Annotated in this window: 13 protein-coding genes, 1 tRNA gene and 1 pseudogene; 6 read left to right on the top strand and 9 right to left on the bottom strand. The window is 34.2% G+C overall.

Features of this window, described 5'->3' with window-relative positions; translation table 11 throughout:
- The 8 genes and pseudogenes from BN2628_RS17620 to BN2628_RS09970 all read right to left on the bottom strand — a co-directional run.
- Positions 1–589: pseudogene (locus BN2628_RS17620) on the bottom strand (gamma-glutamyl-phosphate reductase); the annotation flags it as partial.
- A gap of 197 nt (positions 590–786) precedes the next feature.
- Positions 787–1,890, bottom strand: a complete 1,104-nt coding sequence (proB, locus tag BN2628_RS10000; protein WP_044225950.1) for a glutamate 5-kinase — start codon at positions 1,888–1,890, stop codon at positions 787–789.
- An 11-nt stretch (positions 1,891–1,901) separates the two neighbouring features.
- Positions 1,902–2,327: a DUF695 domain-containing protein gene (locus BN2628_RS09995; protein WP_044225948.1), complete on the bottom strand. Its 426-nt coding sequence runs from the start codon at positions 2,325–2,327 to the stop codon at positions 1,902–1,904.
- Between the two features lie 28 nt (positions 2,328–2,355).
- The gene (locus BN2628_RS09990; protein WP_055097065.1) at positions 2,356–4,011 is read right to left on the bottom strand and encodes an AMP-binding protein; all 1,656 of its coding nucleotides are present in this window, start codon (positions 4,009–4,011) and stop codon (positions 2,356–2,358) included.
- A 42-nt stretch (positions 4,012–4,053) separates the two neighbouring features.
- Positions 4,054–4,608: a helix-turn-helix domain-containing protein gene (locus tag BN2628_RS09985; protein WP_055097168.1), complete on the bottom strand. Its 555-nt coding sequence runs from the start codon at positions 4,606–4,608 to the stop codon at positions 4,054–4,056.
- A 183-nt stretch (positions 4,609–4,791) separates the two neighbouring features.
- Positions 4,792–5,247: a hypothetical protein gene (locus BN2628_RS09980; protein ID WP_055097062.1), complete on the bottom strand. Its 456-nt coding sequence runs from the start codon at positions 5,245–5,247 to the stop codon at positions 4,792–4,794.
- A gap of 17 nt (positions 5,248–5,264) precedes the next feature.
- Positions 5,265–5,630, bottom strand: a complete 366-nt coding sequence (locus tag BN2628_RS09975) for a hypothetical protein (RefSeq protein WP_055097060.1) — start codon at positions 5,628–5,630, stop codon at positions 5,265–5,267.
- A gap of 37 nt (positions 5,631–5,667) precedes the next feature.
- Positions 5,668–6,219, bottom strand: a complete 552-nt coding sequence (locus BN2628_RS09970) for an RNA polymerase sigma factor (RefSeq protein WP_055097058.1) — start codon at positions 6,217–6,219, stop codon at positions 5,668–5,670.
- Between the two features lie 429 nt (positions 6,220–6,648).
- On the opposite strand from BN2628_RS09970, the gene BN2628_RS09965 reads away from it, so the two are divergent.
- The 4 genes from BN2628_RS09965 (at position 6,649) to BN2628_RS09950 (ending at position 10,619) form a co-directional block, all read left to right on the top strand.
- Entirely contained in the window at positions 6,649–9,018 is a 2,370-nt protein-coding gene (locus BN2628_RS09965) for a TonB-dependent receptor (protein ID WP_055097056.1), read from the top strand.
- A gap of 115 nt (positions 9,019–9,133) precedes the next feature.
- A tRNA-Ser gene (locus tag BN2628_RS09960) sits at positions 9,134–9,221 on the top strand.
- Positions 9,222–9,718: 497 nt separating this feature from the next.
- Positions 9,719–10,003, top strand: coding sequence for a LysO family transporter (locus BN2628_RS09955; RefSeq protein ID WP_074024123.1), 285 nt, complete (start codon positions 9,719–9,721; stop codon positions 10,001–10,003).
- Positions 9,993–10,619, top strand: a complete 627-nt coding sequence (locus tag BN2628_RS09950; RefSeq protein ID WP_055097052.1) for a LysO family transporter — start codon at positions 9,993–9,995, stop codon at positions 10,617–10,619. The genes BN2628_RS09955 and BN2628_RS09950 overlap by 11 nt, the downstream gene beginning before the upstream one ends.
- Positions 10,620–10,745: 126 nt before the next feature.
- Here BN2628_RS09950 and BN2628_RS09945 read toward each other — a convergent pair whose 3' ends face one another.
- A complete protein-coding gene (locus BN2628_RS09945) occupies positions 10,746–16,529 on the bottom strand; it encodes an alpha-2-macroglobulin family protein (protein WP_055097051.1) in 5,784 nt (1,927 codons plus the stop codon).
- Between the two features lie 441 nt (positions 16,530–16,970).
- Here BN2628_RS09945 and BN2628_RS09940 point away from each other — a divergent pair, with 441 nt between their 5' ends.
- Both BN2628_RS09940 and BN2628_RS09935 read left to right on the top strand, forming a co-directional pair.
- The gene (locus BN2628_RS09940; protein ID WP_055097049.1) at positions 16,971–20,006 is read left to right on the top strand and encodes a hypothetical protein; all 3,036 of its coding nucleotides are present in this window, start codon (positions 16,971–16,973) and stop codon (positions 20,004–20,006) included.
- A gap of 35 nt (positions 20,007–20,041) precedes the next feature.
- Positions 20,042–21,454: a DUF5723 family protein gene (locus tag BN2628_RS09935; protein WP_074024080.1), complete on the top strand. Its 1,413-nt coding sequence runs from the start codon at positions 20,042–20,044 to the stop codon at positions 21,452–21,454.
- Positions 21,455–21,856: the final 402 nt, after the last annotated feature.

The following is a 21,856-nucleotide window of genomic DNA, read 5'->3' as shown; positions in this document are numbered from 1 at the left end:
GAATAACCAAGTCGACATAATCAACAGCTGTTAATAATTCGGAAGTTATTTCTCGTTCATTTGATAGTAAAACTACTGTATTTAAGTCAATTCCAAACTTTGTCAACACATTGTTAATAACATTTAGAATTGCTTTGTTTGAGTATTGAGCCTCAGAACCACCTTTTAAAACACAGGCATTTCCCGATTTTAAACATAGAGAAAAAACATCGAATGTTACATTGGGGCGTGCTTCATAAATAATTCCTATAACACCGAATGGTACTGAAATTTTACATATTTTCATTCCATTGGGGCGTATTGTTTCGTTTAAAATATGCCCTAAAGGAGAGGGAAGAGCTGCTACTTTACGTATATCAGAAGCTATTCCGGAAATACGAGCACTTGTCAACATGAGTCTGTCGTATTTGGGATTTGATTTGTCCATAGCTTCTAAATCACGTTTATTTTCATTCAGAAGATATGAAACTTCTTTTTCTGCTTCATCTGCAACCGACATTAAAATTGAATTTATTGTTGTTACATCTAATAGATTCAATTTGCGGGAAGCATTTTTTACAGCTTTAAGGATTCCTGTTATTGATGACATAGCTTTCTTTGTATGATATTATTGATAACAAATTTAGAAAAAAAACGGTAAAGAAGGATATAAATAATAATTTTTATTCATTCGATTTTATAAATATACAACAAATATGTCTATTTTTTTATTTTTATACATAGAAATGAATAAATCTAAACTCTTCTTTAAACTGTATTTATGAGCAATATAATTATTGGTTTTATTTAATCGAGATATAAATAGTCGTAATGTATCAGCGGTTTAGCTCCCTGTTGACCTATGAGCTTACGTGCCTTGTTGCTATCAAAAGAGGCTCTTCCTAAACCAATAGCTTCATTTTTGTGATTGAAAATTCGGACAATATCTCCTTTTTCGAAATCTCCTATGATTTGAGTGATGCCGATAGGCAATAAGCTTATTGCTTTAGGAGATAGTAGCATTTCTGTCGCACATTGATTGATATATATTTCTCCTTTAGCAAATCCTGCAGAATGGGCAATCCATTTTTTTACACTCGAAGGAGCTTTAGAAGAGGGCAAGAAACGAGTACATACCATTTTACTACTAATCTGTAATACATCAGGTAAGATATTATCTTTCTTTCCATTTGCGATGATTACAGTAATACCTTCATCTGCAACTTTTCGAGCTATGTTGCATTTTGTTAACATACCTCCGCGACCGAAAGAAGATTTGCGGGTTTGGATATATGATGATAAGTCATTTTTCCCATTTTTTATCTCTGTTATAACGGTTGATTTTGGATCGTCCGGTGAGCCATTGTATATACCGTCTATGTTACTCAATATTATTAAAGCTTCCATATCCATCATGGTAGCGATAAGTCCAGAGAGTTCGTCATTATCAGTGAACATTAATTCTGTGACCGATATTGTATCATTTTCGTTAACTATGGGGATAACGTTATTTTCCAACATTATATCCATACAGTGTTTTTGGTTCAGATAATGGCGACGTGTAGCAAAATTTTCTTTCATAGTAAGGACTTGCCCACAAGAAATCCCATGTTCACGGAATAGTTCATAGTATCGATTTATCAGTTTTGCTTGTCCTACGGCAGAAAATAATTGGCGGCTTGAAACTGCATCAAGTTTTTTATGTTCTTTTAGTTCACTTCGTCCAGATGCTACAGCGCCAGATGAAATTAGGATGATTTCGATACCAGATTTGTGCAATTCGGCTATTTGGTCGACTAAAGCAGACATTCGGGTGATATCTAATGTTCCGTCTTTTCGAGTCAAAACATTACTTCCTATTTTTACCGCAATTCGTTTATATTGGTATAATACAGATTTTTCATTCTTCATGTTGCAAAATTTTAAATCCCAAATGTCTTTAATAGAGATTGGTAATCAGACCACTGTGCATCTTTTGTTGCTCCTATTTGTATAGGGAGCTTTGGAAAATGATTAAATGCCTCATTAATTAAAGCTGACATCTCATCAATGGACCGAGCGTAATATACAAACCATGCCATATTTCCTCCCATATGTATTGCAGAGAGTATTGCGATATCTTTACGTTCAACAATATCAGTAAGAGTATTCATAGCATGTTCTGTGAGCTCAGCTTCTTTGTCTGTTGGCATGCCATTTTCCTCAACACCTTTGTATTGCCATTGTATTTCAATACGCATAGGAAAAGAATCGAATTGTTTTTGACCTTTGGCAAATAATCTCCCTCGTGTTATAATCTGTCCTAAATCAGAATCTTGAGATCCGGCAAACCATTCATTATCTTGCATATTTAAATATCGTGTATCAATGTCTTACTTACTGGTTATCTTTATTTCGTATTTCAACTCGACGGATTTTTCCACTAATAGTTTTAGGCAATTCTTCAACAAATTCAATGACACGAGGATATTTATAAGGTGCAGTGACATGTTTAACATGATCTTGGAGTTCTTTAATTAAGTCTTCTCCCGCACGTTCTTTATAACTTGCTGCTAAAACAATGGTTGCTTTTACTACTTGTCCTCTGACTTCGTCAGGAACTCCAGTTATGGCACATTCAACTACTGCTGGGTGTGTCATTAAAGCACTCTCTACTTCAAAAGGTCCGATACGGTAACCGGATGATTTGATTACATCATCAGCACGTCCAACAAACCAAAAATACCCATCTTCATCTCGCCAAGCAACATCTCCAGTATAATAAATGTTATCGTGATAAGCTTCTTGTGTTTTTTCGGGGTCACGATAGTATTCTTTGAATAATCCCAAAGGTTTTCCTTTATCAGTCCTGATTACTATTTGTCCTTGTTCTCCATCTTCGGCCCATCTTCCGTCATTGGTCAACAAATCGATGTCGTATTGAGGATTCCGGATACCCATAGAACCCGGTTTGGGCTCTACCCATGGATAAGTGGCAATAGTCAATGTCGTCTCGGTTTGTCCGAAACCTTCCATTAGTTTTATACCGGTAATTCTAAAAAACTCTTCATAAACTTTTGGGTTTAGAGCTTCTCCTGCAATTGTACAATATTTCAGAGATGAGATATTAAATTTACTCAAATCTTCTCGAATTAGAAATCGAAATACTGTCGGTGGTGCACAGAAAGACGTTATGTTATATTTTTCGATCATGACTAATACGTCAGCAGGTGTGAACTTTTCGAAATCATATACAAAAACATTTGCTCCAGCAATCCATTGTCCATAAAGTTTTCCCCAAACAGCTTTCCCCCAGCCTGTATCAGCAAGTGTCAGGTGCAAGCTGTCTTCATGAAGGTTATGCCAGAATGAACCGGTTATAATATGTCCTAAAGGGTATGTGAAATCATGTGCCACCATTTTAGGATTTCCAGTTGTACCGGACGTAAAATAAAGTAAGGAAGTATCGTTATTATTATTTACAAAATTTGGACGCTCGAATGGTTTTGCTGCATCGATTCCTGCATGAAAGTCTTTCCATCCTTCAGGAACGATAGGACCTATCGATACGCAGTGTTGTAAAGATGGAGAGTCTGCTATGGAACGATTGATATGATCTGTAACGATTTTGTCACCGACAGCAACTATCATTTTTATATCAGCCGCGTTACAACGATAAATAATGTCTTTTTCTGTTAGTAAGTGAGTTGCAGGTATACATACGGCTCCTAATTTATGCAAAGCGATGATAGAGAACCAAAATTCGTACCTTCTTTTGAGAATCAGCATGACCATATCTCCATGACCGATGCCTAAAGACTTGAAATATGAGGCCGTTTTATCACTTTCCCGTTTAATATCTGCAAAAGTAAAGTCGATGTGTTCCCCTTTGTCGTTTGTCCAACATAAAGCTTTTTTATTAGGTTGAGTGCGGGCCCATTCATCGACGACATCATAGCCGAAATTAAAATTTTCAGGTACCTTTACCTTAAAATTTTGCATGAAATCCTCTTGGGAACTAAAAGAGGTCTTATCTAAAAATTTTTCTAACATAATATTCTTGTCTTATAAACGTATCGTTTATCTGTTATATTGTTAAATAATAATGGCGAGGAATTTGACGGGTTTCCCATCAAGAGCTTTCATCCCATGTGGTCTGTTTGCGTCAAAATAGATACTGTCCCCTTCGTCCAGAATCAGTTCTTTAGTTCCGATTTGCAACATGACCCTTCCTTCAAGAACTAAATTAAATTCTTGTCCGGGATGAGTATTAAGGTGTATAGATTGTGTTTCGGTAGTAGGTTCTACTGTAACGATGAACGGATCGGCTTTTCGGTTCATAAATCCAGCAGCCAAAGATTGGTATTTGTAGGCTTTTGTACGCTCCACCGCAGCACCTTTACCTTTTCTTGTTAGAAAATATGAGTTCATACGAGGTTCATCTCCAAACATCAGAGCAGAAAGATCCACACCGTATTTGATACTAATTTGGTGTAAAGTACTTACTGGAATATCAATATTGCCGCTTTCATAACCTTTGTATATTTCTTCTGTCACACCACAGGTTTCGGCCATATCTTTTATGTCAATATCCAAAGCATCACGTAATCCGATTAGTCGTTCGGCTATTTGTTTTATTTGATCATCCATATTATATAAATTTGATTTTACAAAGTTATTTAAATGCATATTAAAAACAAAGAACTGAAAGCAAAATAAAGGATTTTGTGGATTTTTGATACTGTAATAGAATCTTTTTCTATATAATGAAAAAGGTGCCTTGATAGACACCTTGATAAATCTTTTTTGGTTTATTTTAAAATTGACGAAACTCTATCTAGCTGGTCTATGGTCTTTCAATAATTTTTTAGCAAATAGAGTCTCTGCTCTTTTATATAAAAACATTTTTTTAGGGGAAAGGATTTTTTTGAATTTTTCGAAATATTCTTTTTCTAATAAAGCTTCCTGCAGAGGCAGATCATTGATTGCTGCTGCAGAAGCTGCATATTCGTTTTCACTGACAGGCATTGTTGAGTGGGCAATACGTTTCATCTCTCCTCTCACTTTTCGGTTTAGTTGAAATTTTTTGCTTTGTAATTCTTCGTACAGAGGAAAAAATTGTTTTTCTTCAGCAGGTGTTAGACCTATCTCTTTTATTAGATAGGCTTTTTTTTCAGCTTTGAATTGTTCTAGCCGGTTTTGAGCTTTTGGAGAAACCGTTTGTGCATAAGTTAAACTGCACCAACTAAATGTCGAAAAAAATATGAAGAGTATGGTAAGTTGTTTCATATATTTTGGAATTATATTTATTTTTTCTCTTCTGCCAGATACTCGTAGATAGTATAGTCATCTACATGACTATAAAAAATATAATCATCGATAGCACTCTCTGAGAGAGAAGATGTATCGGCTTGTGTTGTTGTAACAACTTGGTCTGCACTTGGATTAGGAGTGACAAAAGTTTTTATCATAAGAGAAATACCGGCAAACATAGCTGCCATGTATATCCATGGTTTACATTTTTGCCACAAAGAAACTGGAGTTTTTTCTTTTATTTCTATAGCGGGCAAATGAGACATAATCCTGTCGTTTAAGTTCTCGAAGTAATCTTCAGGAACTTTAAAGCCGGTTTTCCGGTTGATTTGTTTCAATATGTTTTTGTCTTTTTCCATATATTCTAATGCTTAGACAAAAGTATGGCAAAAAGGTTTAATCTGCTTGTAATAAAAATTCTTCAACTTTTTTTGCTGCATGGTGATACGAGGCCTTTAGAGCTCCGACAGATGTACCTAATATCTCTGAAATATCTTCATATTTCATTTCATCGAAATATCTCATATTGAATACTAATCGTTGTTTCTCAGGAAGTCTTAATATCGCTTTTTGTAATTTGAGTTGGAGATTATCTCCATCAAACCAAGTATCGGCTTCTAATTTTTCGGAAAGAAATACGTCTACACTATCTAAGGAAATATTTTGCTCCTGGCGTTGTTTATTTAGGAAAGTAATGCACTCATTGATAGCAATGCGATAAAGCCATGTAGACAATCGGGCTTCAGCTCTAAAATATTCGAGATTGCACCAAGCCTTCATGAATGTGTTTTGGAGTAAATCGTCAGTATCATCGTGTGATATGACCATTTTCCGTATTTGCCAATATAGGGGTTCACTATATTGCGCGACAATTGTCGCAAATACTTTTTTGCGTTGTTCTGGATTCTGTATTTGTTCAACAATTTTTGATTCGTCAAGGGGTTGCATATAAAATATATCCCGAGATAACGTGTGTTTTAAGAATTAGTAGCTTTTGTTTAAAAATACCAGTAATTTGAACAAAGTTTCTTTATCCAAAAGAACTTCCTTCAAAATTAAATTTATCTGTTTCTGGTGCTTTTATAATAGGTTGCTAATTACGATAAAATATATGAGATATGCAAAAAATGAAGGTTAGGTTTTGTGAATTAGCTTTAGTTTTATAACAAGATATAACTTTTATAACTGATTATGTGTAAAATTGTAGAAAAATGTTTATGTATAAAAATAAAATTATAGAATAGAGAATAGGAAAAATCACTATATATAGCGATTGTGTCTTAAATGTTTATCATATTCCTTTGTGATATAAATAAAAAGTTTGTGAGGGTGTAACTATTTAAAGTTTGAAAGATTTATATGATAAGACGACAACTTATGTGTTTATGCTTTTTTATATGGACTTTAATTGGAAATGCAGGAGAAGAATATGCAGATTCGACTGGATATAAAAATTATTATTTGCAGGAAATTCAAATAGTTTCCAATCCTAAATCTGAATTGAAATTATTAGAATTCCCTGCTTCAATAACAGTGTTTAATACTCGAAATATAGAAGATTGTCGGATTATATCGTTAAAAGATTTATCTACGTTGTCCCCTAATTTTTATGTTCCGGATTATGGATCTAAATTAGTATCTTCAGTTTATATAAGGGGTATAGGTTCTCGTATCAATTCACCTGCAATAGGATTATATGTAGATAATGTTCCGTATTTGGATAAAAGTGCTTTTGATTTTGATTTTATGGATATAGAAAAAGTTGAGGTATTGAAAGGACCGCAAGGGACACTTTATGGACGAAATACAATGGCAGGATTGGTAAATATTTATACTCGCTCTCCATTTGATTATCAGGGTACAAATATTCGAGGAGGATATGGCAATGGAAATGCTTGGAATGTAGCATTGTCGCATAGTTATAAAGTGAATGAAAAGTTTGCATTTTCCTTAAATGGGCGATGTCGTAAGGATGATGGTTATTTTATGAATGAATATACTGGAGAAAAATCAGGAACGTCAGAGGTCACTGGAGGACGGGGACAATTACAGTGGCGCATCAATCGTAGGTTAAAGATAAATATATCTTCCGATTTTGAATATAGTCGACAAAATGGATATCCGTATAGTAAATACGATAAATTTGAAAAACGGTGGGGAAAAATTAATTATAATGATGAGGCTTCTTATAAACGAAATCTTTCGACTACAAGTCTTTTTGTACAGTATACTCATGAGTGTTTTGTTATGAGTTCTACGTCTGGTTATCAATATTTAAAGGATAATATGCATCTTGACCAGGATTTTACTCCTTTATCGGTATTTACTTTACAACAGAAACAAAAACAAAATGCATTTACTCAAGAAGTTGTATTTAAGTCGAATACATTTAGAAATTTACAATGGGTGGCTGGTATTTTTTGTTTTTACTCTGGATTGAGAACTGATGGTCCAGTTAATTTTAAAAAAGATGGGATTTCTTATTTAATAGAAGGGCAGACCAATACTCAATTATTGGCTCTGAAGGTGCAATATCCTAAAATGCCGGATTTGTCTTTAGACATTGATAATTATAATTTATATATTAATGGTACTTATCAGACTCCTGCATTTGGATTGGCTATGTTCAAACAATTGGTTTATAATAATATGTTTACTAATGGTTTATCTGGTACAATAGGATTACGCCTCGATTACGAAAATTCTCGTATAAAACATAATACATACTCGGCCGACAATTTGCGGGGGAATATTTCTGGTCAGATGACTGTTGTGCGCCCTTCTGTTATAGGGGGAGATTTGGTTATACCTATTTTGATACCTCTTGATATTCCTCTGAGTATTGAAGGAAAAGAACGAATGGATATGTGGGAATTACTCCCGAAATTTGAATTGAAGTATAAGATTGGCAAATCTTCTGTTCTCTATCTTTCTGCAGCACGTGGTTATCGTTCTGGAGGATATAATTTTCAGATGTTTTCCAATTTGATACAATCTCAAATAAGAGAGAAGATAATGCAGACGGCATTTTACCAAATGCCGTCTGGAATATTTCCAGAAATACAGGTGTCTGAGAGTATGCCAATGCGGGATATTATTGCGTATAGGCCGGAGCATAGCTGGAATTACGAAATAGGAGGACATTCTGTTTTTGGGGATAATCGTATTTTTGCAGATATTTCAGCCTTTTATATTGATTGTCGTAATCAGCAGATATCTGTTATCAGTGGATATGGACGGATTACCAAGAATTCTGGGCGTTCAGTCAGCAAAGGTATAGAGGCATCTTTTCGATATGTTCCGATGGATAATTTACAGTTTTCAGTTTCTTATGGATTTACTCATGCTTGTTTTGTTTCTAATAGTGATGGAGAAATTGATTATAAGCATAATTACGTACCATTTACACCGAAGCATACATTGGCAATTACAGGAGGTTACTCTATACCGGTAAATTGCTCGTGGTTTGATAAGATAGATATTGATTTGCAATATCTTGGTAGAGGACGTATTTATTGGACTGAACTGAATGACGTATCACAACCTTATTATGAATTAGTAAATGGGAGTTTTTCTTTCACCAAAGGTCCTTTTAATTTAAAGATATGGGGAAAAAATATTTTTAATCGTCGGTATCAATCATTTTATTTTGAAGTGATGAATGCTCAGAATTTAAAACAAGATAATGGCTTTGCACAGAAAGGTAGGCCGGTAACATTTGGTACAGATGTAACGATCCGATTTTAATAAAATATTATTTTATTGAGAGAAAATGATGATTAAATTGCCTGATTTCAGAAAAAGAATTATATTTGCACAGCTTTTGCCGAAGGGCATCCCCGGTAAAAGCTATTTCATTTTTGGAGTGATGCTCGAGTGGTTGAAGAGGCACGCCTGGAAAGCGTGTAATCGCCTAAAACGGTTCGGGGGTTCGAATCCCCCTCACTCCGCTCAAATCTGATTCTTGATAAAACATATGAAAGGAAGGCAGTTACAGAGATGCAACTGCCTTTTGTATTTTGTAATGAATAATATTTTTTAAAGATGAAACTGATGATATCATTGTGTTACAGAGTTCTATAATGGATATAGATGTTATTTGTTAGATAAAATATGTCAATTTGATATTATAACGATGTAAATATTGTTATATGATATAAAAATATATAGCAATTTGATATTTTGATGTTTTATTCTTACCTTTGCATCCGAATAAGGACAATGCATTGAGATATGAATAAAATTTTTCTAAATAGTTTTAACAGACAAAATACCTTTATGTCATGTGGTGTTTTGGGTGTGCATGTCCATTGGTTTAGTGGTTTTATCTAAATTATACTTCCTTTTTCAGGACTTGTTCCTTAAAGTCTTTTTTATATTTAGTGATTTTTTTGACTTAATTATTGAAATTGAGGAATTTTTTTGCCCGTATTAAATGGTTATGTATATGGTTATGATTTTATGCCTATTATGTATAGGGATAGGAATAGGTTATCTATGTCGTCGAATCTATATTTTAAGAAAGCTGGAAAGCACGATTTCTTATACAATTTTTATAATGTTGTTTATTTTTGGTATTACAATAGGTGCCGATAAGAATATAATTAATAATATTGGAAATTTTGGCTTACAAGCAGTATTATTAGCCGTTTGCAGTGTATTGGGAAGTTTATTCGCCTCTTATTTGGCGTATAGAATATTATCAAAGAAAGGAGACCAAAATGAAAAGTAATTTGATTATTATAGGGAGCTTTTTGGCAGGAATATTTTGTGGAATGTTTGGGAACGAAGAACTGGCTGGTTATTGTGTTAATGCTCCTATGTGGTTGCTATATGCACTTATTATTCAAGTAGGGTTAAATATAGGCGCAAATGGAGAAATAGGCGCTATGTTACAAGATATAAAAGTATCTGTTTTTTTATTGCCATTATTTACGATATTGGGAACGTTACTTTTTTCTGCAATGGCAAGTATGTTGTTGAAAACTTGGAATGTGTATGATTGTATGGCGATAGGAAGCGGATTTGCTTACTATTCTTTATCTTCTTTGCTCATCGTGCAGTTCAAAGAGGCGTCAATTGGTTTGGAGATGGCAACACAATTAGGCACTATAGCTTTACTTGCTAATATTATCAGAGAGATGTTAGCTTTGTTCGGGGCTCCATTTTACGCATCTTTATTTGGAAAATATGCACCGGTATCTGTAGCTGGCATTAATTCGATGGATGTTTGCCTGCCTGTCATTAGCCGTTGTTCTGGTAAAAGTATTGTTCCAGTTGCCATAGTCCATGGAATGATTTTGGAGATTAGCGTTCCGTTATTGATATCTTTATTTTGTAAATTATAATCTGTGATAAGTGTTATTATTGGATTTATTTGGAAATAAAAAGTTATTCTTTTTGTAAAAAATAATGTCGGTAAAATAGGTTAGGCGCTCTTTTTACCGACATTAAAATATAAATTTTATCTATATTTATTTTACTGTAATCATACCTCCGGCAGTATTGGCAACCATTTGTGGAGCATATAAGCATTGTATGGTAGAAATCCCGTTGTTATATATGCCCGGTCGGTCGGCTCTTACATTGTAATTGAATACATATGTACCTTTGGGCAGGTAATCAAAAAACAGATTGGTTGAAGCATCTTTTGTTTCTTGATAGTAACATACTTGTTCATTACATTTATATTGAGACAACTGTTCTACCGGTTCGAAGCAAGCGGCTCGTTGGTCAGACAAACATACAAATTCCAAGTCTCTATTTACTTTTACTACCAATCGAATACTTATTTTATCTCCGGTATGTAAAGGGGTTGTATTCAGAGGGACATATTCGCTTCCTTCTGGAGTTATTTTTTCTACAAAAAGTTGTTTTTCGATGGATAGTTCCGATGTCGAGGAGTTTTTTATATTTTTGAAATCATCAAAATATTGCCAGTAAATTGCGCCTATAGAAGGTTGTTTATTGTTACTTTTTATTGTGATGCTTCCCAGACTTTTATTTATTTCTTGTCCTTGTCGGCTATATTGCATATAACCGGTAATTTTATTATTTTCATTCTCTGGAAGCCATTTTTCTCCCCATTTGATTTGCGTTGCGTTAAGATTCTTCGTCCAATTACTACCTGTTCGAACTAACGCGTAAATAGCATCGACTGTTGATGGTACATTCCCCCAATTTTGGGTTTGCTTTTGTTGTAATAACCACGTTTTCATTTTATCTAATGCTACAGTGTCCTGAGTTATTTCTGTAAAAGCATTCATGATAGCTGTATGTACTTGTATAGCACTGTTTCTATAGCTGTAAGTTGATCGGTTATTTTGCCAGAACATCCCTGATTGAGAAGTAATTGTTGCATATTCACGTAAAGATGTGATTATTTGTTGAGCTTCATTATCAAAACCATATCTGTACATTGCTACAGCAGCCAAAGCTTTTTCATATAAAGAGAATCCGGGCCATTGTTTCAGCATACGATTCATCATGTCTTTATGGATATCCAATGTTTTTCCAGAGAGAGGAATGTCCCTGTAATAGCTTCGTACAAAGAGATAAACAATTTGATTATAAGAGAGTCTGTCAGTTGTTTTTGCAAATGTATTATCTGTTATTTTTTTATCTACATATGATAATGCTTTTATTTGCATTTCTTTTGTGGGGGTATCAAATTGAACCATTCCGCTTTCTGTCAATTGGCTCATTCCATATAGAATGTTTAACGTGATGAATTGGCTGGGTTGCATTTGTTTGAACCAGCTCCATCCACCCTCATTACTTTGAAGATTACGAAGTTTTTTTAAAGCCTCATTTTGTAAATAAGAAATTCTGTTTTTATCGAATAATTGTACCAAATTTTGAATTTGTTCGGTTTCGGTTTGAGCATCGAGGACCCAAGGTGTTTCAGATAACAATATAGATTTTAATTCTGCATTTTTCTCCAGATTTGAACGTAAGGAGTTGTTGTTTTTGTTGTTAGCCTTCCAAATATTTATGGCAGATGTTATTTGGGGATTCATAGCAGCAATACCTGCAGCCATGGTATTGGCATAATAAGACGCGAAAATTTGGGTTGCATTTTCATTGGTAATTTCAGAGAGGGAAGGCAAAGCTTGTATTGCATACCAAATCGGATTTGCAGTGTATTCTAAAGTCATTCGGTAATTTTGGAGAGTATTAGAACGATTATTAATGAAATTGTTCATTTCTACCGTTTTTTCTATTTTCCCTTCTCCAATATTGAAATTTTTAGCTTCAGTGACTAATGTCTTTGTAGGCAAAACAGGCAGCCAGTGCTGTTCCCCATCAGAAAGTTTTGGAGTAACAGCTTTTACTCTAAATCCCATCAGATCGTTATCTTCTGGAGCTGTGAATGGATAGATAACAGTTTTTGATTCTCCGGGCCTTAAAATGAATATTTGAGATGTTTGTTGTTCAGAGATGTTAGTATATGGCTCAAATAGCTCAAAGTAAATTGTTCCTTCCAATATAGAATCTCCAGTATTACTGATCAAGGTCGCTATGTTGGCATTATCTCCCTGACGGACAAAACGGGGCACGTTAGGAGCTACCATCAACGATTTGCTACTTATAGTTGTCCTTTGCTCCAATTTGTATTGCAACTGCTTTGTAAATGCAAGAGCCATAAATTTCCATTGAGTGTTTGCTTCGGGAACAGTAAATCGAATAGTTACTTCTCCATTTTCATTTGTTTGTAAATGAGGATAGAAGAATGCTGTCTCATTGAAATTTTGTCTGTATGAGGATTGAATTTGATTGATGTTTAATTTGTTATCCGGAATTTTTGCTAATTCAGGTCGAGTTATAATGTTTCCTGCTGCGTCAGCAGTAGAAACAGCTTCATTTAACACTCCTTCACGTATTTTCAATCTGTATAGTCTTCCTGTAAAGGTTGAAGATTTGGTTAAGAAAGAGACATTAGAATATTCATTTAAATATAAAATAGAGAACGGGACCTTTAACAAGTCGTATTGGAATGCATTACAGTTTATTATAGGCTGATAACGGCTGGTGAAGGTATGTTGATATTTGTAATATCCTTTTTGCCAATTGATATAAGGCTGGAAAGTATGAACGGGATTGAAATACCAATTATGAGGCATGATTGCGTCGAGAGAAGCATCGAACATTTCACTGATAAACCGTGCTGAAACAGGATTCCCTGCTTGGTCTTTTATGGTAAAAGTCCATTCTTCTTTGGCTCCTGGAGATAATTTGTCTCGAAAGGTTGATGTTGTGATTTGTAATATAGGATTAGGTTTTTCTTTTTTGATAATAATCTGTCTATCATATATTTTACCATTCTTAATGAATATCAAGGATAGAAGTAAGTTTTCTTTATACGAGGTTTTGTATGTAACATTTAAACCTTTACTTTGGTTGCTTATTTTTAGCTGTTTAGTTTCCAGTATTTTTTCTCCTTCATAGAGTTGATACAATACATAAGCATTTTTAAAAGCTGTGCCGTAAGGAACTTTTATAGTATTACCAGGTTTTACATTATATTCCTCTTTGGGAAGCCATACGGAGACATTTACAGGCAGGGCTTTGTCTTTTGGAGAATATAAGATAAAATTAGTTTCATTACTGATAATTTTTCCTTGAGTATCTGTGGTTTGTATGACAAGGCGATATGCTCCGGAGGGGAGTTGATTCCAGTTAACTGAATCTGGAATGTGTTTTGATGTGAAACTTTTTTCTTCTACTTGTATTCGAATCTTGTTTTTTTCAAGTTCATAAAAGTCCTGAACTTTTTTGGATGGGTATAATGAATACAATATATATTTACAGGGTAGGTCTATATCGTTTTTCTGAGTGTTGGTTATCTGGATATCAAGAGGAATAGACTGAGTTTTATCTATAATCTGAGGCATTGATAATGAAATAATTATTGGAGTATCACCAATGGAGAGTATAGTCTGACCTTCTTGTGTTTCTCCAGTGGTGGAAGTCACAGTAACATTTATCTGATAGTTATAGGAAACGCCAATAGAGAGAGCATCTTCTTCGGGTTTTTGTGGGACGAAGCGTATAGTAAATTTTCCATCAGAGTCTGTTGTAGATGTCCCTTCTGCAATTTGAACTTGAGGGGCTCGACCTTGTCCAAACCAATTGGTCAGGCGGATAATACGATATTCTACTTTTGCATTTGGCAAATTGATGCCTGAGTAGCGGATAACGACTCCTCTAATATTGACAATTTGCCCAAAGTTAAGGATATCATGGCTTTTTTTAAAATCAATATAGAATGTAGGCCTTTTATAATCAGCTACTTCAAATGATGTGGATGTTCTGGCCTTATCTGATGAGCAATTTATCTGAAGTTGTCCTAACAATAGATTTTCAGGTAAAGTAAATTCTCCGGAGAAAGAACCAAAATCATCACTTATAACTTCTGTACTGGATATGATTTTACCACGGTTACACAGATCTAATTTTAATTTTTGGGAGGGAATGACCCCTTGTTTATGTTTTCCGGAAATGTAGTAAATACCTGAAAATTGTACCTTTTGTCCTGGACGATAGAGACTGCGGTCTGTAAGGAGTGTTAAATTGTAACTATTCGGTTCGTCGAATGAATATGGGTAACTTGTATATGAAGATATCGGGCATGTATCATTTTTGTATACAACTCTGTATCTTGTCTCTTCAGAAGTGGAAAATGTGACAATCCCGTTTTTATCAGTCTCGTATGAGTCTATATATTTCAGGTCGTTATATGTTGCACTGTTATATAAAAGTATTGATGCTTTTTTTATCGGTTTTCCACTTTTCGCATCAGTAACAAAGATTGTTTCATTATTTTGAATACGGCTATAAGCTGTCATTAAGCGGGTCATATGGACGATAGCACATGCTGAATAGGAACTATCGTTAATAGCCGAAATTTTTATAATATATTGTCCGGATGTGGAAATAGGAATGAGGCAACTATCGTTTTTTTGTATTGGGGTTATTGTATCCGAAAGTTGGATAGTGTTGTTGTATATTAAATTGTTAGATATACAAAATGTACTTATCTCTTTCTCAGTTTTTGGTTGAGAGATTGCAGGTATACGATATATTTGTGTTCGTATTTTATCAATGTTTTTGTAGGATAAGTTGAGGTAGTTTTTATTATCAGGATAAATAAAATCTGGTACTTTAATAGCTATGAACGGACATTCTATGTTGGCGATTATGTCATTTAAACATTTACTTTTTTCAAAATCAGGATAGGTGCTTGAGAGGTTTTTACAGATAGATAAAATAGATGGCAATGTAGTATTGAGAGAGGAATCTTGTCTTTGTTGTATATATGAGAGTAATTGTACTGCAATTTCTATAGACCAAGGAGAATCTTTGTAGAAATTTATTTGTTTTTTTAAAATCTGGGGATATAATGTTTTATCAGTAGACCATTGATTGGCATAAGATAAGCGGTTCAGGTTTGCTATGATAAAAGCCGGAGACATTGGGTTTTTATCTCTAAAGCGTAATAAATCTTGATAAATGGTCAATATGCGAGTTCGAGGCTCTCCTGCTTTTCCGGTGAATTTGTAAGTGATAAAATTGGGAAATGGAGCCATTAGTTGTTTTTCAGAAACTTGAGTTTGAGTTGGGAAATTTTGTTTATAGGTGTAATTGTTGTACATATTGATAGCCCGGTACGATAAGAAATCAAATAGAGTAGGACGCAATTCTGGAGAATCGGTTCCGATATTGATAATTGATTCAAATTTACTCATCGACGTTTGTTGTAATATTTTTTGAGGGAGTAAGGATTGAATTAAAAGCTTATTAATTTTTTCGATAAATAGATTTCCACTCCACTCGGTAATATTATCCGGTACGACAGTTAGATTTTCCCGTCTATTGTAAGTATATGAGTCTTGGCTGTAAAAATTTAGATAAAGCTCTGCTAAAAGAGAGTTTAATATAGCTTTTTCTTCAGGTTGTGATGAGTTTTGGGTAATTGTTTCTATTTTCTTTATTTGAGAAGGAAAACTGTCTCGTGATATTTCTATTTGACAAGCCATCCGTTCGATAAGAAGTTTTATGACTTGGGGCGTGTTTTTCTCCTTTAGAGCCAATTGCAAATTTTTTTCGGCTCTTCTCAAAAAAGTTGCTGGGTTAGCCATACGGGCCGAGTCTTGAGCATTAAATAGTTGACGAAGCTCTATGTCTTGTGCAGGTGCATTAAAAAAAGCACAAGAAAAAAGAAAAAATAATATTCCTGAGATTTGGTTTATTTTCATATCGGTAGAGTTTTATACTACAACAAATTTTATAAATAGATAGTTGTATTTGTTATGAATATGAGAATCATTTACATTTAATACAAAGATACTGAAATAATAAGTTGGATATGATTAGAAATACGTCTTTAATAATCTATTTTAGTATTTTGTTTCATTTATTTATAGATTATTTCTTTTAGTCTTGAGTGAATATTTAATAAATACTTTATAATTATATAAAAAAGTGTAAGTTTTGTGTTAAATCGCTCTACGCTATTATGAGGACAGAAAATTAAGTTAATGGAGTTTTCTTTCTATAATATAGATATTTAAGATATTTTTATTTATAGTATTAATTTTATGAGGAATGATATTTCATTTGATAAAAAATACTATTTTTGCAAGTATATTATGCTTAACAACTTTATTTCATTTGAAAATCTTTAATACGTTGAACCAGTGAATAAGAGACATTTTCCGTTGGTTTTTATTAGCCAAACTTTATTATGTACATCTCTTGTACTTTTAGGAAATTCCTGTATTGATAATAAGTATGATTTGAATAAGGATATTTCGATGGTGATCGGTATCGGAGGCGAGTTGGGTATTCCATTGGGTGAAACTGAAGAAAAAGCCTTGCGTGATCTTTTAGGTCCGGACGATATTGCCGATTTAGATACGACTGATGGTGCTTATGGGCTTCATAAAAAGGAAGATATAATAGCCAAGATAGAGCGTTTTGACGATGTTACTATTGATGAAATTGATGCATCTACAGATTTTAAAATAACATTTAAAACATTGGCAATAGATCCTATATCTTTCCCTGCGAATGAGCCGGATATAACAATGTCAAAAGAGCCTATCAGTAGGCCGGAAATGAATATTACTCCAATAATGGGACGTTCTGACTTGTCTACAACGTTGACTCTTGGTTCGTTTCCCGAAGGAGTTATTCCCGAAGTGGAAATTACATTGAGGAGACCGGATAATGTCGATTTTGAGATATCTAACATTTCTTGCCCTACAGAGATTACGTCTATATCTTCTGTGATTTTAGGTAGTCAGGCGAAGCTTGAGTGGGATTTATCTGACATCAAAAATAAATTGAGATTATCTTCTGGAACAATAACACTGACTGATTTTCAGATTAATTTCCCGGAAGGATTTGTTTTGTCAAATCCCAGCAAAGGTAAAATTGTGGGTGATAATGTATTGAGTTTGGTTGGAGAGCAGTTACCTTGTGATAAAAATATAATAACATTTACGTTGGAGAGGTATGAGAAAACAATTCAAAATCAGAATGGTTCTATTCCTGGATTTACAGAAGAAATCACTTATAGTGGAGATTTAAAATTTAGTATTAGAGGTATTACTACGGGTACTGATGCTGGTGATTGTAATATTTCTATGCCGTTAGTGTTATCTTGTTCTCCTCAAGTTTCTGATATGCATATGTCTTTGAGTGGGGTCAATGTTGATGTACCTCAGACTGTTATTAGTAATGAGGTCGATATTACAGGCATCAATGAGGAAGTGACAAAAATTAACAGGGTTCATTTTGATGAAAGCTCGAAGATAACGATAACTTCTTCGCCATTAAATCTAGGTGAACTTGCATTAAGAGGGAATAATGCTTTAATTGATTTTTCTTCTAAGTTGACTTTTGCTCCGGATAATAATACCTGGGATAATGGAAAGCTGGTGATTACTCCGTCAGAAATTAAAAATGGTTTTACAAAGACTGTGACATTGCGGTCGATAGATTTATCTGGAGAGGAGCTCTCAGGAACCAATTCTAAATCGATTCATTTTGAACCGGATTTTATTATTGGCTCTATGATGCTGGCAGTTTCTGGAAATACGACTTTCTCAGGCTTGCAAGAGTTTAATAATAATGTAAAAGTACCGGTCAAAGTTACAGGTGCAATACTCGATGTGGTAGATGCTGATGTAGAAACATCTGCATTTACATCGAATTTGGAAGAACATAGTGCAGATATAGACATAAAAGATGTGTCGATACCCGATAAAATTGAAGATTTAGGATGGGTACAATTGAAATCTCCGTCAAAAATAAGTTTAGCTATGGATGTAAATCCTATTCCAGAAGGAGCTGGTGAAATGAGATTTCAAAATTTGAATATAGATTTCCCTGCTTTTATTGAATTGGAGAGCGATCAGAAAATTGAAGTTCACAAAGATCAAAGTGGAAATGTTTTGTATAGGAGATTGGTTTTGGATGGAAAAGGAGCCATATTTACAAAAAATAGTGTTACGCGCTCGTGGACAAATGCAGGAATGAAATTGAATATTACAAAACTTGATTTGACTCAAGCTGAAAGTTATAAGTTAATAGACGGGAAATTGTCTTTGTCCGAGGTAATTAAGGTTTCAGGAAATGTTGTCTTAGAAGAGGGCTCCATTAGTTTAACCGATTTGCAGGGAGATATAAATGTAGACACTAAAGTCACTGTTGCTCCTATGGAGGTAGGTATTGTAGCATGTCGGGTCAAAGAAAATGTTACAGATGAAAATCCTCATACGAAGATTGACTTGGGAGATTTGAGTGATTATCTGAAAGAGGGCTCTAAACTGTATTTGCCAAAAGCTAATTTTAAACTTAAAGCATCTAATCCATTAGGTGTTCCGGTAGATGTTGATTTAGTGTTCAAGCCATATAAAAATGGCAGGTTGTTGCTTATGGATGCTCCTTCAGTGCCTGTTTCTATTAATGCTTATCAACATGTAGAAGATATATCAAATGCAGATACTACGCGTTTAATGATTGTTGGAAAAGAATATCCTGAAAATATGCCGGCTCCAGAAGGGTATACAAAAGTTCAATTTGACAGATTATCCGAAGTTATAGAACAGGTTCCGGATAGTATTATTATTGATGCTTATCCTAAAGCCGATGCTCCAGTTGCTGGCAGCTGGCATATGGTCAATTTAGATCGCCCGAATAATGATATGGATATTAAGTGTGAGGTAGGAGTACCTTTTGCCTTGGGAGATAATATCAATATTGTTTATTGTGATACTATAGACAATATTCAGGACGATTTGGATGATATATTTGAGAAAGTTACTGTTTCGGAAATTATTTTGAATGTAAAAGTGACAAATGGTGTACCTCTGAATCTTAAGTTGAAGGTAATACCTTTAGGCCCAGATGCAGAGGAACCTATTAGTAGTAATGACTTGAAAGTTTTATTTAATGATAATACAGAGGGTAATATTGCTGCTGGGTCATATGATTTTGATAGTCAGAAAACTGAACCCACAGAAACGACTGTTCAGATAAAGATAATTGAAGTAAATGGTTCGAATGCATTGAAACGGCTCGATGGATTGGAATTAAAGATAGAAGGTGGTTTAGGAGATCAGAATAAAGGTACAGAAGGTGGAGTTCCATTGAAGACCAGCCAGTCTATTAAGGCCAAAGTTGGATTAAAAGTAAAAGGCATCCAAGCTGATATAAATGAGTTTTAAATCATAATGTTGAATATAATAATAACGATATAATAATGAAGAAAAAGATCATTGCATTTATATTATGTCTGATATCCTTTAGTGGAATGGCTCAAACATTACGTTCATCATATTTTCTTGAACGGATGCCTTACCGTTATCGTCTTAATCCGGCATTGATAAATGATTATGGATATTTCAGTTTCCCTGTTTTGGGAAATGTCGCTATAGGTGTGAATTCAAATATGGCATTATCTAAATTTTTGTATCCACGAGGAAATGAGTTAGTGACAGGTTTACATCCGAGTATACCAGCTGACGAGTTTTTGGGTGGGCTGAAGAATAAAAATAATCTGGATTTGGATATTGATATGACTCTCCTTTCGTTTGGTTTTTTTGCTTTTAACGGATTTAATACATTTGATATTTCATTGAAGTCGCAGACTAGTATTTATTTGCCAAAAGATTTATTTACTTTCTTAAAGACAGGGCAAGGAGACGGAGGACCGGCTGAATATGATTTTGGTAATATTGCGGCTCAAAGTAACAATTATGTGGAGTTAGCTTTGGGACATGCCCATCGTTTGAATGAGCGCTTGACTATTGGAGCTCGTCTGAAAGTTTTGGTTGGAGCAGGTAATATAGATGCACGAATCGATAGGATGCAAATAACAATGAGCGATGATATTTGGAAAATAAGAAGTTATGGTTATGCGAATCTGTCAGTAGCAGGTGTAACTTTGGAGAAGGATGAGAATGGAGATATTTCAGGGTTTGAGTACGATACTCCAGGTATTGCAGGTTTTGGTGGTGCGGTGGATTTGGGGGCAACGTATAAGTTAATGGATAATTTAACTTTATCGATGGCCTTGACCGATTTAGGTTTTATTAAATGGAATGAAAATCTTCGGGGTGTGACTCCTGAGGGAGCTTTTGATTTTGATGGTTTTAAGCATCTTGGGGCAGAAGATGATGAGAATGGCAATAATGCTTTTGATGACGAAACCGATAAAATCGGAGATGATTTGGAAGCTTTGGCAAAATTTAAAGAAGATAAGGCACCGTCTTCTCGTAGTACAATGTTACGTACAACCTTGAATATAGGTGCTGAGTATGGAATTTTAAATAATAAGATATCTTTTGGGCTATTGTCTTCGACTCGTTTTTCTTCAATAAAAACACGAACAGAGTTAATGGCTACGGCAAATTTTCGTTCGGCAAAATGGTTTATGGCTGCGATTAATGGTTCTGTTTCAAATACTGGAAGTTCTTGGGGTGCATTAATTAATTTATGTCCGAGAGGTATTAACTTTTTTGTTGGAACAGATTATGTTGTTTCTAAATTTACACCACAGTATGTGCCGGTAAACAGACCGAAGTTAAATTTAAATTTTGGTATTAACTTTCCGCTGGGAGGAGATCCGAAGCTAAAAAACAAGACTGTGTATAATCCCGTTCCGGGATATTGAGGAAAATATAAAATATTTTATTTAGTGAAGGGTGTACTATATAGTATGCCCTTTTTTATTGAAAATTTAAACATGATTTTGGTGATAGGGCTTATACCTGAATGGGCATTGGAGGGGGAAGAAATATTGTTTTTATTATTCATTCTAGGCTTATGAGAGGCCCTAGCTTTCTGATTGGGAAAATCTTCATGATTAATTTTTTAGAATAAAAATTTAGTGAAAGAGTATTTGAGATGTATATAAAATAAAGAGCTCAAGCATATAGTTTGAGCTCTTTATTTTATGTTTTTTGTATAAAAAAATCATTTTTTTGCATGATAGCGTTTGTTGAGCATATCGACTACTTCGTTTGTGATATCATATGAAGGGTCGATATATAAAGTACTGGTGTTATTTAAAATG

This window comes from Gabonia massiliensis, assembly GCF_001403595.1.
Taxonomy (GTDB): Bacteria; Bacteroidota; Bacteroidia; order Bacteroidales; family Coprobacteraceae; genus Coprobacter; species Coprobacter secundus.
This window is presented reverse-complemented; position numbering and strand designations above follow the sequence as displayed.

Excerpts from the sequence above, each read along its gene's own strand:
- BN2628_RS09945 (WP_055097051.1), bottom strand. The coding sequence starts at position 16,529 with ATGAAAATAAACCAAATCTCAGGAATATTATTTTTTCTTTTTTCTTGT.
- BN2628_RS09985 (WP_055097168.1), bottom strand. The coding sequence starts at position 4,608 with ATGGATGATCAAATAAAACAAATAGCCGAACGACTAATCGGATTACGT.
- BN2628_RS09990 (WP_055097065.1), bottom strand. The coding sequence starts at position 4,011 with ATGTTAGAAAAATTTTTAGATAAGACCTCTTTTAGTTCCCAAGAGGAT.
- BN2628_RS09975 (WP_055097060.1), bottom strand. The coding sequence starts at position 5,630 with ATGGAAAAAGACAAAAACATATTGAAACAAATCAACCGGAAAACCGGC.
- proB (WP_044225950.1), bottom strand. The coding sequence starts at position 1,890 with ATGAAGAATGAAAAATCTGTATTATACCAATATAAACGAATTGCGGTA.
- BN2628_RS09970 (WP_055097058.1), bottom strand. The coding sequence starts at position 6,219 with ATGCAACCCCTTGACGAATCAAAAATTGTTGAACAAATACAGAATCCA.
- BN2628_RS09955 (WP_074024123.1), top strand. The coding sequence starts at position 9,719 with ATGGTTATGATTTTATGCCTATTATGTATAGGGATAGGAATAGGTTAT.
- BN2628_RS09980 (WP_055097062.1), bottom strand. The coding sequence starts at position 5,247 with ATGAAACAACTTACCATACTCTTCATATTTTTTTCGACATTTAGTTGG.
- BN2628_RS09965 (WP_055097056.1), top strand. The coding sequence starts at position 6,649 with ATGTGTTTATGCTTTTTTATATGGACTTTAATTGGAAATGCAGGAGAA.
- BN2628_RS09935 (WP_074024080.1), top strand. The coding sequence starts at position 20,042 with ATGAAGAAAAAGATCATTGCATTTATATTATGTCTGATATCCTTTAGT.
- BN2628_RS09995 (WP_044225948.1), bottom strand. The coding sequence starts at position 2,327 with ATGCAAGATAATGAATGGTTTGCCGGATCTCAAGATTCTGATTTAGGA.
- BN2628_RS09950 (WP_055097052.1), top strand. The coding sequence starts at position 9,993 with ATGAAAAGTAATTTGATTATTATAGGGAGCTTTTTGGCAGGAATATTT.